This is a genomic window from Leucobacter sp. M11 (genome assembly GCF_035726885.1).
Lineage (GTDB): Bacteria > Actinomycetota > Actinomycetes > Actinomycetales > Microbacteriaceae > JAPFRB01.
Window position 1 is genome coordinate 698,071 of sequence record NZ_JAPFRB010000001.1, and the last position, 13,227, is coordinate 711,297.

The following is a 13,227-nucleotide window of genomic DNA, read 5'->3' on the forward strand; positions in this document are numbered from 1 at the left end:
TGAAGCGCGCCTCGAAATGGCTCGCTGAGGAGGAACGCGTCGACCCAAAAGGGCGCACCCGGTGATCGACCGTCTCGTCGATGCCGGGGCACCCGTAGAGACCTGCTGCCGGCTCCTGGGCGTCTCCCGGCAGGGCTACTACCGATACCGGAAACGCCCCACCAGCTCCACGCAGCTGCGTAGGCAGTGGCTCACGGGCCTGATCCGTGAAATCCACACGGCCTCACGCGGAACGTACGGATACCGCCGCATTCATGTCGAGCTCACCATTGGGATGGAGATCCCGTGTTCGAGTCGGCTGATCTCGGTACTGATGACTAAGAGCGGCATCTACGGGCTCCCTGGCCCGACCCGTGTGAACCGATTGAAAGGGGTTGCGACTGCTGATGACCTTGTGCATCGCAAGTTCCACCGGCTCACGCCGGACGAGCTCTGGGTGACGGATATCACGGAGCATCCGACGCGGGAAGGAAAGGTGTTCTGCGCGGCGGTGCTTGACGCGTGTAGCCGGAAGATCGTCGGTTGGGCGATCGATTCCAAGCAAGATTCAACGCTTGTGGTGAATGCCCTCGACATGGCGCTCCGCGGGCGAACACCAGCCCCAGGGGGAATCGTCCACGCTGATCACGGGGTCCAGTTCACCTCGTGGGCGTTCACGCAGAAGATTCGTTCTGCAGGCTTTCTGCCTTCGTTCGGGACGGTCGGTGATGCGCTCGATAACGCGATGATGGAATCGTTCTGGTCATCGATGCAGATCGAGCTGCTCAACCGAAAGAAATGGAGAACTCGGATCGAGCTCGCGAACGCGATATTCGAGTACATCGAGGTGTTCTACAATCGCAAACGAAGGCACTCGTCCTTGGGGTATCAAACGCCCACGGACTTCGATCTCGCCCTCTCAAAACAGTTAACATCCGCCTGAAGCTAGTGACCGGGATTGGAAACCAAACTGTAGGTCAGGTCAGAATGTCACCTAAACATGCATCAGACCCGGTGGTTATCATGGTGCTGGCGCGGGATTGAGAGCGGGAGGGACGGTGCCGGTGCGTTGAGGTTCCTGACCGACGGGAACCTGTGGTCGGCCGTCTATCGTCGCGAGATCAACATCGTGACTCTAGAATCTCCGAAACCAGGCGGGAACACCACGCGACACGCTGATCACGCCCGCGCACTTGCGCCGCGGTGCCGACGTGCCTCCTGAATCCGCGCCCGCGCAAGGAGAACGAGGCTCCAAGGACCGAAGAAGAGGAACTTCAGCCCGTTCCACAGTACCCAGAAGAAGGCCAGGTAGAGCCATTTGCTCCAACCGTGCTCGATGAGACCGGTGCAGGTGACTGCAATCAGCAGGTAGGCGAAGCCGAGGAGCATCGCGGGGATTCCCCATTTGAGGCCGCGTCGGGTGCGGAGCTTGTCGAGGAGGATGTTGGTGGGCATCCAGCGGCGCAGGAAGATGCGGGTGTGGATGCTGGCGTTCCAAAGCCGGTTCAGGAGCATGATGTGGGCCTCACTTTCGCACACAGGACTATCGCGATGTGGCTGGTCCTGAGTGGTTGAGTGCCCGAGATACTTCTCGAACGGTCTGCCTCACCCCAGTGTGCGGGGATCGGCGCGTGGTTGCTCCTGCCTGACCTGATCCTACGTCAGCCCGTCGAAACCTGGTAAGGGCTCTTCGCCGCTCGTTGCCGTCATTTGCTCGTTTCTGGCCGGGTCGGGTGCTGCCGGGTGGGGGTCGTACCTGCTCTGGTGGCGGGGCTTCGTCTTGAGGTTGTCGCCTCCACCCGTGACGCAACCAGCAGTGGTGCAGAAAGAGAAAACGTTATGCGATTCCAATCACCTCCGGCAGAAATCAGGCCGGAACCTGTCACCCGGGGTGGGAGGCTGCGACGGCGGCTTCGCCAGCTCGGGTCCGTTCTTGCTGCCACCGCAGTCCTCGCCACCGGTAGCCTCATCGCCACGTCCCCGGCGAATGCTGCCTCTCTCGGTCCAGGCCACGGCGATCTGAACACCACCGGCACTGTCGGCGCGTTCATCGCAGAATCCGATGGCCGACAGGTGTACTGCATGGATGCCGGAGCCCCAGCCCCCTGGAACACCACGACCGGGCCGACAACCGTCACCGACCTGGTGAGCTACACGGGTCAGCAGTTGTCGCCCACGACGCTCGCGAAGCTGAACTATGTGCTCTCAAAGTGGGGTGATGCCACGAACCCTGACGTGACGGCTGCCGTGCAGATGTATGTATGGGCAGAAGCCGACCCGGTGACCTATCACTCCCACGGGATGGATGGTGACTCCTGGTACATCGGCCGCGTGCCAGCAGCAAACCGTGCCACGGTGCTGAACAATTTGGCGGCGATGCGGTCGGAAGCGACCGCGAATCACTCGGTGAACCCGTCCGTTGACGTGTCGATCGCGATGGTCGACCAGTACAACGGCACTCTCACTGTCGCGCTGTCGCCGACGGTCCTCACCGGCAACGTCGTCCTCACTGATGGCACCTTCGTTGACGGCACCACCTCGAAGGCCCTCAGCGAAGGCACCTACCCGATTGTCGGGAAGCCAGCGGCCGGGGTGCCTGAGTATCGGATCAGCGCGTCGGCGTCATACAGCGGTGTGGGGCTTGGTGCACGGGTGAACCTGTATGAGACGCCCGGGCAGCAGCGGCTCCTCGCGAACGGCAGCCCCGCCGCGGTGACAGACACGGCGCAGACGCCGTGGATCGAGTTGGATTTCCAGCCCGTGATCGGCACCCAGGTCGCCACAAAATATGTGGCCGAAGGTGACGCGTTCACGGATCTGCTCTCCGTCTCCACTGTCGGTGTCGGGGCCTGGATTCATGTCGCTGGCACCCCGGTGCCGTTGACCGCATCAGGTACCTTGTACGGGCCGTTCGATGAGCAGCCCACCGAATCCGAGAGCGTCCCCGAGGGTGCACCAGTAGTTGCTGAGGAGACGCTGCTGCTTGATCGTGGCGTCGGCGACTACACCTCGAACGGTTCACTGACCGCGACTGAGTCGGGTTTCTACACCTGGGTGTGGGGCATCGATAAAGACGACCAGGGCACGAACTCGAAGTACATTCGCGGATCGTTCACCGACTGGTTCGGGCGGGTCACTGAAACCCATGTGACACCGTTCCAGCCAGAGGCCGTATCGAAAACAGATGCGCGGCTCGCAGTCCCCGGGGATGCAGTCACCGACACGATCACTGTGTCGAGCACGAACGGTGCCTGGTTGAAGATTGACGGAGAACCCATCCCCGTGGTCCTCGATGGCATCGCCTATCAAGTGCCCGGCACACTGCCACCGGTGGAACAGGCAGGCGTGCCCGAGGACGCGATGGTGCTTGGCGAGGTGCAGGTCACCGCGACGGGACCAGGCACGTACACCTCGCCTGGAGTCGTGCACCCTGATGCGGGGTTTGTGACCTGGGTGTGGGGAGTCCGGTTGGTGTCGCAGCCTGAGGAGTACCGCGACTTCATCGCCGATAACTGGTCGGATAACTATGGGATCCCGTTGGAGTCCACCAGCGTCCGCTGGCCTATCAGCGTGACTTCGGAGGTTCGGGAATACAACGTGTATTCGAATGGGCGCGCGTTCGACACTGTCGAGGTCACCGGGTTCCCTGACAACCACGGCGATTTCACTGGAGACGGATACTGGGGTGCCGACCTCGATGTCATCACCCACACCGTCTACGGCCCGTTCGTAACTGACACGGTCCTCACTGATGATCTGACGCTCGAAGACGCTCCAGTACTGACAGCATTGACTACTCCGGCACGCAACGGGGTGTACAAGCTCGGCTACACCGACGCTGATCAGATCCGTCCGACGGAGCCTGGCTACTACGTCATCGTGTCCGCGTTCGCTGGCGATGACCGGGTGCAACCCTTCCGATCCTCACCAGCAGACATCCTGGAACGCTTCTACGTCCCTGAGACGCCCGTCCCGGTCGGGGTGACGGTAACGACGAAAGCGACACCGGAAGCGTTCGTTGGAGACCCGATCAGCGACACGGCAATCATCGAAGGAATTGTGCCTAATGGTGCGTATCTGGTGTTCCGCGCCTACGGCCCCTACCAGGAGCAACCGATCGCTGATGAGGAGCTAGAGCCGTTCTTCACCTCAGAAGACATCCCGGTGGCGAGACACGGCGAGTACACCTCTGGAGTGACGAGTGTCGCTGCTGCGGGGCTGGTGTTCTGGGTGGAAACTCTGCATGCGGCAGACGGCACGGTGCTTGCGGAGGGGTTCATCGGAGCCCCCGGAGAGACCACGATCGTTCACCACCGGCCTACGGTGCAGGTGACAACCAAAGCGGTCCCGGAGGTGACTCTTGGGGACCCTGCCCATGATGTTGCGATCGTCACTGGCACGGTGCCAGAGGGGACGATGCTTGCCTTCCAGGCTTACCGTCGAAACGGAGACGCCCCGGTGTGTGAGGTGAAGAACCTCGTATTCGACACTCACGACACACTCATCCCCGTCACTGACGCTGGCGAGTATGTCTCCACTGAGGTCGTGTTCGAAAGTACCGGCACTTACTACTGGGTGGAGTCGCTCTACAGCAGGGACGGTGAGCTGCTGCACCGTGGGGACTGTGGCGCACCGGGTGAGACGACGAAAGTCGTCGACAAGCCGGGTGTTCCGCCTGGTCCGCCGAGCCTCGCGGTCACCGGTGGAGGGTGGTCCTGGGCTGGGATCATCGCCGCGCTGATGCTTTTCGCAACCGGTGGGACACTATGGTTTGGCCGCAGACTCGCCCTCCACCGTGAGCGCACCGGGTACGTGCGTGACGAGGTTCTCGCCGCCGAGCTCGATGAACTTGCAGAGGAGTAACTTCAGCTACGGGAAGTAAAGGCCGGGTGGGCTGCGTCAGTATTGGGGCGTAGCCCACCCGGCTGTTTGGCTATTCCTTGCGGTAAGGCTCGTGCCAGGTGTCGGCGATGAACTGTGCGACAGCAACAGTGGAGTTGAACACCAGCCGTGCGTGTCTCGGGGTTGCCGGGCTGGGGCCATCAGATCCGTGTCCGTTGCCGATGGCATTTCTTGCTTCGGCGATGGACTGGACCGTCGTGGTGAGTGCCCTCATCGCTTTCCTGATTGCATCACTACCTCGGGAGCTTCCCTGCACTGCGTCAGCGTTGATCTCAAGTTGGGATGCGACTTTCCCGAACAAGCCAGGGAGGTCGTCTCGCTCCGAGAACTCGACATTCAGGTCAGTGAGTACGATCTTGCATTGGCTCTCGATCAGGTTCTTGCACGACGAGATCGCTGTTGCAGGATCATCGTTCAGGTCTCGGACGATCATGTCAAGATGCCGTCGAAGGACCGCGTTCTCGGTAAGATCTGGCGTCTTTGCGAGCGTGAGTTTCGCTGGCGCATGGTAGGCGGCGATGTTCCGTGTCCCGTAGATGATCCGGTCACCGAAGTGGTCAACTGGGTAGAGTTCGAACCCATCTCGACGAAGAGTGTTGTTGTAGGCGGAGACCATTTCGGCTGCCGCTGCGGGGTCGTCACGCACAACAGGATGCACTGTCTCAACGAGGAAGTTCAGAAGGTTCTCGTCTGAGCCGTCTCGGAGATTGAACCGGTCGTCACCGAACACCCAGTCATCTTCCCAGTCCCAGTTATTGACGGCGTGCTGGTAGATATCTCTGGCCGCATTCTTGTATCGGTAATCCTTGCTCGGCAGCTTCTCCAGGTCAAAGAGGCGTGCAAGAAAGTCGGGGTGCTCCAAACGTCCCGCCCACTGGAATTCGGAGAGGGAAAGCCAATCAACCAGGTTATTTCGCGTACTGCGACTAATGCGCTGAGTTCCCTTCGAGGCCATACCTCAAGTTTATCCGGCGTTGAAGTCAGAGCAGACGAACGCGATGACGCAGGGCAGAAGACTCCTCGGATGATGGGGCGACGTGCACCCGATTACTCAGGTCGGATCGAATACGTTCGTAATCGATCCGCTGTGCATCATCGGCGGGCACTGGCCCGAGGGCGCTTGTCGAGGTGATGCCCCACCGGTCACGGTACGCGGCGACCGCGCGAACCGCCTGTTTCCGGGCCTCGTGTTCGAGGTCTCCGAGTATGGGTAGCCAGGGTGCGGGCTGCTCGATCGCGGCCTTGGTGAGCGCGTCGAGACGTTCACCCATGAGCTGCTCCCGCTCAGCGAGCGCTGTGCTCATGGCAGGGTCGGTGAGGCCGGTGGCGCGGGGAACAAGGCCTGCAATGAGCCCGGCTGCACGTCGCGGGCTGGGCGGGTAGGTGCTGGTGATCTTCTGGATCCGGTACCGCAGCAGTGACCCGATATCATCGACGCCGTCGAGGTTCCCTGCCTGCACCACCCGTGGAAGTAGTTGCTCGATGTCGTGGCCTGCCGCTTCGAGGCGACGCAGCTCGGTGGTGAGGTTTCCGAAGGATTCCGTCTCGACGAGTTCGTCGAGCACTTCGGTGGTGAGGCCTCCTTGTTCGAGGAGGCTGGTCCAACGGTGTTGCTGGGCTTCTTGGGCGATGGTCTCGTACTCTGCTGCGAGTTGCGCCAGCGATCCCCACGTTTCGTGCTCGGCGGTGATGGTGTCGTGTGCGGATGGTTCAGCGCCGACGTGTTGCAGGATGCCGTAGAGGATGCTCTTCGCGGTCATGTGGAGGTCGTCGCGGTGCTGGTGTTCTTCGAGGTGATGTTGGTCGGTGGCGATGTAGGCGCGGTTGGATTCCCGTCCGCGGGTCATGGCGACGTAGAACGATTCGCGAGTCATTTCCGGCGACGACACGATCGCGTGCGCCGTCGTCACGGTCGAGCCTTGCGCACGGTGCGCGGTGATCGCGTACCCGAGTTCGACGTTCTCGGCCACATAGGAGGCGGGCAGGGTGATCGTGGTGCACCATTTCGAGTGTGCTCGGCGGACAGTGAGGGCTCCATCATCATGCGCTCGGGTCACCATCCAGCGGTCGCCATTCTTCACCCAACCCCGCCCGAGCGACAACCGCCGGTCATTCTTACGCGTGATAACCAGGTCACCACGGGAGCCTTCGTTCCCGTCTTGGAGCCGAACGCCCTCGAGGGCGACTTCGCCTGCGAGGATCCGATCGGTGCGAGCACGGTTATTGAGCTGGGAGACAGTATCGAGGGTCTCAGCGATCAACACCGAGGTCTTCCCGGCGGCTTGGTCGTGTTGCCAGGCCTGGTAGGCCTGCTCGAGGATCTCCTCGTACCCGCCGGGAGTGATGCGATCATGAGCGAGGTAACTGTCGATGACGTCGGTGTCGCCGATCCGTAGTCCGAGGGAGGCGTGTTTTTCCCAGTCGTTTCGGAACCTGCGCACATCCAACAGCTCCGGGGCATCGGCTCGTTCACGCACCAGCATCCCGAATGCCCCACCCGCATCGACGGCCGCGAGCTGCGCCCAGTCGCCGACCAGTAGCACTTTCGCGCCGACCGCGTTCGCGTGGGTGGTGATGGTGTCGAGGGCGAGGGTTCCTGCGAGGGATGCTTCGTCGATGATGACGAGCTGACCGCCAGTGAGGTTCCAGTTGCCGTGGCGGTGTTCGTGGAGCCACTTCGCCGTGTTCTCCGTCGCCACCCTCAAATCACCCGCCAAGACGTCCGCAGCCCCAGCCGACGGTGCGAGCCCGATGACTGAGCCTCTGCCGTGGCGTCTTTCCCATGCAGCATGCAGGGCTTGCATGGTGGTGGTTTTCCCGGTCCCAGCGGGGCCGACGAGCACATCCAAGGTGCGACCGGAGATACCGATCTTCGCGATCGCCTGCTCCTGATCAGGCGACAACGTGTACCCGTCCTTGTTCTCGGCACGGGCGGCCTGCTCAATCCACGCAAGCGGCACCGTCGGCGCAGTGCGACTCTTTGCAGCGGCAAGGAGTCGGTCTTCGGCAGCAAGGACCCGTTCGGAGGAGTACACGGTGGAGGCCTTCGGGCGGAACACACTCGTGCCATCGGCCTGTTGGAATGTGGGTGGGCTCGATGCCAGCTCCGGCGGCGTCAATCGGAGAGATGCGTGTTCAGCGGCGTCAACGATCTGCCGTGTGATGGTGTCACGGTCCTGGGAGGTGGCGAACCGCAGCCCCATCGTTTGACGGACGGCTTCGGCGTGGAGGTTCCATCGTTTCCATGTCGCACGCCGATCGCCTACCCGCTCGACTACGACCGCTGCTACCGCGTCGAGGTCATCGAGCGGGATGTCGTCAGCACGTAGCAACGGATCGGCTGCGCTACTTGAGAGGAGCACGGCGGCCCAGGTCGGTGCGTCCTCTCCGAGTACCTGGGTGGCTCGTTGACGCCATTGCGCGGTGAGGTCGCTCAGGGAGTGCTGTTGCTTCGGTGGCCGGGTCTCGAGGGTCGCCTGTTGCCGGAACTGCCACAGTAGCTTCGGTGACGGTTGCCTGCCATGCTTTTCTACATAGTCAGCCACGAGGCGGTCTTTGACCTGCTCGATATCGCGGGTACGGGAGGAGAACTCCTCCATCAGCTCCTGCGAGACCCCGGTGATCTCCCACGCCGTCGACCGGCCCGCACCACGTTCACGCGCCTCCCACCCCACCCCGAGCAGCTGAGTGATCCTGTCGGCGAGGACGGCGTTGTAGTGCTCCGATAGCCCGGTCACTGCTGCGTGGAGTGCGCGGGAATCAAGGGTGCGCCACTTCCCATCCCGCACAGCTTGTACCCGGTTCGCGATCACCACATGGGTATGCAGCTGCGGATCAGACGCCCGCGAATCGTAATGGTCATACGCAGCCGCAATCACACCCCGCACCGGCACCTGAGCGACCGCACCCCGCGGACCCTTCGCACCCACCCTCGTCGCAGCGACATCCCGCTCCAGCAGCTCGATTACCTCCTGGATTGCGGCGTGGTGTGCTTGCGCGATCAGCGCTTGGGTTCCTCCATCGGCGACCGCCCAGAGCGTGGAGACGGACTTCGGGACGGAGAACGTGAGATCGAAACCAGCGACAGGCGCACCAGTCTGCTTCGCCGCTTCCTCAGCCTCAATCAACCCGACCTGGGTCGCGCGCTCGTCAGCAGTGAGCGCAACCGAGAGTTTCTCGACGCGACGCTGCACCCGCTCTGTGGCGGTGGCGAACTTCCGGTACGGGCGACCAAGCTGCGAACCCGTGCTCGGGTCCTGCCCGTAACCCATGAGTCTCCGGAGCTGCTCCTCAGACACGGAATCCCCGTCAGCGAGATTGCCGGAGAGCCCGGAAAGGCCCGAACCGATCCATGTGCCGGGTGGGGTACCTGCTTCGAGGTAGTACCTCGTCAATTCGGAAGCCGCGTCACGATCACCATCACCGGTGACGACAGAATTCAACAGATACCGGTATCCATCACCGGCGGTCATCACCCTGATCGAGACGGTCACACTTAGCAGGTACGAAGCACTGCCCTCAGCGATGCCGGACCGGATTTCGCGGCCTTCGTAGATTAAACAGGATACGTGAGAGGCGGCTCTCGGCAAGCGGGTTACTTAGGGGGCATAGGGCCGGGTTGGCTCCTGTGTCCACTCGTAGGTGCGGGTGGGGTGAAGGAGAAGTATCAGTGATGAAGTACTCAGAAGAATTTAAGCGGGACGCGGTCGCGCTCGTTCGTGCTGGTGCGACGCAACGCGAGGTGTGTCGTGATCTGGGGTCTCTAAATCGGCGATGTCGAAGTGGGTAGCTGATGCTGGCCTGCCCGCAGCGAAAGACCTGTCAGCTTTAGAGGATGCGCAGGTGCGTGAGTTAATGCGCCGGAACTGGCTTCTAGAGCAGGAGAACGAGGTACTCCGTCGTGCAGCCGCATATTGACCGCTGATTCATATCACGCCTCCAAAATCGTATTCCCGCTCGTCCAAGAGATGGTTGCGAATGATGCTCCGCTCAGGGCGCCTGTCGCGGTGGCGTGCCGGGTGCTCGGTTCTCGAAACAGGCGTACTGCCAGTGGGCGGAGTATCCGGTGTCTGCGCGTGAGCGTGCTGATGCGCAGCTCATTCACGTGTGACGTGAGCTGCATGAGGATGACCCTGAGGGCGGCTACCGGGTGCTCGCTGACGATCTGCACGATGTCGCGTATTCGGTCTCCGAACGTCGATTGTGCAAGATCGTAGGTGTTCAGTCAAATATTACGAGACGGAAGCGTCGGTATCAGAACACTGGTGCGCCAGTAGGTGATGATCTCGTGCAACGCAATTTCAGTGCCAAGTATTTAGACCAGAAATGATTGCTAGACATCACCGAAAATTGGACGGATAAAGCTCGACTGTCCTGGGGTAGGTAGTTTATCGGCGTGATGCGCGAGTCTGCGTGCCGGAGCATTTCGGCGGAGACTGTGGGGAGACATCGTCAATTCAGCGCATCATAGTCGCGTCGCGCAGACGGTGCCGGACATTGTTGGCCGTATACGAGATCCCATGTTGCCGTGGTCTTCATTCTCTGCGACTGTGCTACTGAGCGTCCCGTCCGTTCATCTATGACGCACGCAAGGTCGAAGAGTCGCGCTGCGAGGTACTGCGTCAGCTATCGTGACGATGCAACCTCAGCACGTCCGGGTGGGAGCTGGAAACAGACGCTAAACAGTAAGCCCTCCTGAGCGTGCCAGCGCCCACTTAGCGGAGTGACATTACCACGGGCGACTCCCCACGCAGTGAAATCTCTTCCATCGAGGCCAACTTGTACTCGGTAGTCGGAAGGAAAGAACCGAACATTCGTGAAGGTGGTTAGTGCTTTGTAGTAGCTTTCCTTCGCGCTAAATACCAGGCGATCCCAGGCAACTTCGCTGGACTCCCTGTTCAGTTCCGTTATCATTGCTAACTCTTCGGTGCTGGCGACCAATCGCAGCGTACCTTGAGGAAGCGGTTCGTTGAGCTCGGCGTCAATGCCGATCGAAAGTAGATCGGCGCTCCAGCCCGCCGCAGCAGCGCGATACCCGTGACAATGGGTAATGCTACCAACCACTCCATCTGGCCATCCGGGCTTGCCGTGTACGTCCCGCAGGATCGGCCCCGAAGGAGCGCCGAGTTTCTGTAGAGCACGCCTGGCGCATGTTCGACCCGAAAGGAACTCGATCTTCCGTGGGTCTGAAGCGTGGGCAACCTCTGCAAGCTCTTCAGGAAACACCTCCGTTAGACGCTCGTGTTGATACATTTCGTCAATTTCAGCTTCGGACGGAACGAATAGTTCAAACATTGATGTGACCTGGCCGCCGGTAGGCAACTATCTTGCTTCGACCGCAGAAAGGAGCGCGGACGCGACGACCCGAGCCTTGACGAGTGTCTCTTCGTATTCTTCTTCGGGGTCAGATAAGTGGGTGATAGCCCCTCCTACTCCGAACGTTGCCCGATTGGCCTCGACAACGATGGTCCTGATTACGATGCTTAACGACACCCCTCCATCGAGGGAAAACCATCCGATGGCACCGGAGTAGATACCACGAGGCGTCTCCTCAAGCTCGTCGATTATCTGCAGCGTCCTTATTTTCGGAGCCCCTGTCATGGAGCCGCCGGGGAACGCCGATCGAACGCAATCCACTGGAGAACTGCCGCGACGTAACCGCCCGCAAACTGTGCTGATGAGTTGGTGCACAGATGGGAACGACTCCACATCGAAGATACTTGGAACATGAACCGATCCTTTTTCGCACACCGTATTGAGGTCGTTGCGCATGAGATCGACGATCATGAGATTCTCCGCTCGGTCCTTCTCCGAGTTGACTAGTTCGTCCTTGAGCCGCAGGTCGTCCTCTGGGGTAGAGCCTCGCGGCCGAGTGCCTTTGATCGGGCGTGTTTCCACCGCCCCCGAGCCATCGATGGTGAGGAAGCACTCTGGGGAGGCACTCAGCACGGAGAAATCTTCACATCGTAGGAATGCTCCGTAAGGGACGCGCGCACGGGCACGAAGTAAAGAGTATGTTGTCAGTGGGTCAACTGCGCCTTGGAACTCGACAGTGTTCGTCATGCAGATCTCGTAGGACTCGCCATCAAGTATGTATTGCTTGCAGCTCTTGATTCGGTCGATATAGTCTGACCTCTCGTGTCGGAACGAGAACGACCGCTCCAATTCGTTATCCGTAGGGAAAGGACTGAACGGCTTTGGCATACCGTCCGGTTTATCCACGTGAGAAAGAAGAACACTCGCCGTCTCGTCGAGCCATGTGGAGCTGGCATCGTCGAGGTCTCTCCGTGCTCCACCTGAAGTCAGGGCGAGCAGTTGGCACTGACCCGAGACATGATCGAACACCACGGCCCTTTCGGCAAAAGTAAGCCTTGCATCTGGGAGTGGTGAGGCGACAGGGTCAGGAACTCCGCAGGTGTCTGCCTTAAGCCCGTAACCTAAATACCCAACGTAACCTAGATTAAAGCCTGCTGTATCCGCCGAAGCAGTTGCACGCCCGAAGCTCTCGATCTCGGCCTCGAGCGCCATGAAGATGTCGCCTTTGTTAGTTTGACGTGTGCCGTCTGGTGCAACGCGTATAGTCTGTCCCGCGCCAGCTTTGTACTCGAGCACATGGGAAAGGACCCCTTCGCATGTGCCCATGACGCTAGTTCGGGAGCGTTCGTCTCCGCTGTTGCTGTCCAGCCAGAAACTGCGGGGGTCGTCGCCGTAGAGCGTCGTATAAACTTGTTCGGGCGAGAGACCTGCACCGAGGGACCGAACCTCCACCGTCCATGAAGGGCGCGGTTCGCTATTAGAGTTGGTCGCAAGGAAGTTTTCGACAATGCGCGTGCCCCACTGACTCAGAACGGACTCAGGGTGGAACTGCACTCCCCACAGGGGTCTGCTACGGTGCCGCAGGCCCATTACGACGCCGTCGTCTGCGATTGCGGTAACGGCCAACACCTCGGGTACTGCGGATACTGCCAAAGAATGGTAGCGCACGACCTCAAAGGACTGCGGGAGCCCATTGAAAAGCACGTCACCAGCCTGTGTCACCTTAGAGATGCGCCCGTGCATGGCCTCGGGAGCGCGCGTTACCTCACCTCCGAAGTAGGAGGCGAGGAGTTGGTGTCCAAGGCAGACGCCGAGCACAGGTACCTCGGCGGTTCGTAGGATATCGGCACAGATTCCGATGTCGGATGGCACGTCCGGAGACCCAGGCCCCGGCGAGAGAATAATATGCGAGAACCTGGTCAAATCGATGCTGTCTAGGGGTACATCGTTGCGCACGACAATGGGACGCTTTCCCGTGCAGTCCTCTACCTGCTGGGCCAAGTTGTAGGTGAAGGAATCATAGTTGTCCAC

7 protein-coding genes and 1 pseudogene are annotated in these 13,227 nt (G+C 60.6%); 3 read left to right on the forward strand and 5 right to left on the reverse strand.

Features of this window, described 5'->3' with window-relative positions; all coding sequences use genetic code 11:
* Nucleotides 1-922: pseudogene (locus OOT08_RS03640) on the forward strand (IS3 family transposase); the annotation flags it as partial.
* Between the two features lie 236 nt (nt 923-1,158).
* Here OOT08_RS03640 and OOT08_RS03645 read toward each other — a convergent pair.
* Nucleotides 1,159-1,494, reverse strand: coding sequence for a hypothetical protein (locus OOT08_RS03645; protein WP_325091173.1), 336 nt, complete (start codon nt 1,492-1,494; stop codon nt 1,159-1,161).
* 324 nt (nt 1,495-1,818) lie between these two features.
* On the opposite strand from OOT08_RS03645, the gene OOT08_RS03650 reads away from it, so the two are divergent.
* Nucleotides 1,819-4,842: a hypothetical protein gene (locus tag OOT08_RS03650; protein WP_325091174.1), complete on the forward strand. Its 3,024-nt coding sequence runs from the start codon at nt 1,819-1,821 to the stop codon at nt 4,840-4,842.
* A 70-nt stretch (nt 4,843-4,912) separates the two neighbouring features.
* Here the strand turns inward: OOT08_RS03650 and OOT08_RS03655 are convergent, their stop codons facing one another.
* Together OOT08_RS03655 and mobF are read right to left on the reverse strand one after the other, a co-directional pair.
* Nucleotides 4,913-5,836: an abortive infection family protein gene (locus OOT08_RS03655; protein ID WP_325091175.1), complete on the reverse strand. Its 924-nt coding sequence runs from the start codon at nt 5,834-5,836 to the stop codon at nt 4,913-4,915.
* A gap of 25 nt (nt 5,837-5,861) precedes the next feature.
* The gene (gene mobF, locus OOT08_RS03660) at nt 5,862-9,374 is read right to left on the reverse strand and encodes a MobF family relaxase (RefSeq protein ID WP_325091176.1); all 3,513 of its coding nucleotides are present in this window, start codon (nt 9,372-9,374) and stop codon (nt 5,862-5,864) included.
* 179 nt (nt 9,375-9,553) lie between these two features.
* Between mobF and OOT08_RS19065 the strand changes: the two genes are divergently transcribed.
* Nucleotides 9,554-9,670, forward strand: coding sequence for a transposase (locus tag OOT08_RS19065; protein ID WP_442916174.1), 117 nt, complete (start codon nt 9,554-9,556; stop codon nt 9,668-9,670).
* An 836-nt stretch (nt 9,671-10,506) separates the two neighbouring features.
* Here OOT08_RS19065 and OOT08_RS03665 read toward each other — a convergent pair.
* Entirely contained in the window at nt 10,507-11,175 is a 669-nt protein-coding gene (locus OOT08_RS03665) for a 4'-phosphopantetheinyl transferase family protein (RefSeq protein ID WP_325091177.1), read from the reverse strand.
* Between the two features lie 27 nt (nt 11,176-11,202).
* Nucleotides 11,203-13,227, reverse strand: a complete 2,025-nt coding sequence (gene pabB, locus OOT08_RS03670; RefSeq protein WP_325091178.1) for an aminodeoxychorismate synthase component I — start codon at nt 13,225-13,227, stop codon at nt 11,203-11,205.

Bases quoted from the DNA above. Each gene is read 5' to 3' on its own strand.
- OOT08_RS03650 (WP_325091174.1), top strand. From the start codon at position 1,819: ATGCGATTCCAATCACCTCCGGCAGAAATCAGGCCGGAACCTGTCACC.
- OOT08_RS03655 (WP_325091175.1), bottom strand. From the start codon at position 5,836: ATGGCCTCGAAGGGAACTCAGCGCATTAGTCGCAGTACGCGAAATAAC.
- OOT08_RS03665 (WP_325091177.1), bottom strand. From the start codon at position 11,175: ATGTTTGAACTATTCGTTCCGTCCGAAGCTGAAATTGACGAAATGTAT.
- OOT08_RS03645 (WP_325091173.1), bottom strand. From the start codon at position 1,494: ATGCTCCTGAACCGGCTTTGGAACGCCAGCATCCACACCCGCATCTTC.
- OOT08_RS19065 (WP_442916174.1), top strand. From the start codon at position 9,554: ATGAAGTACTCAGAAGAATTTAAGCGGGACGCGGTCGCGCTCGTTCGT.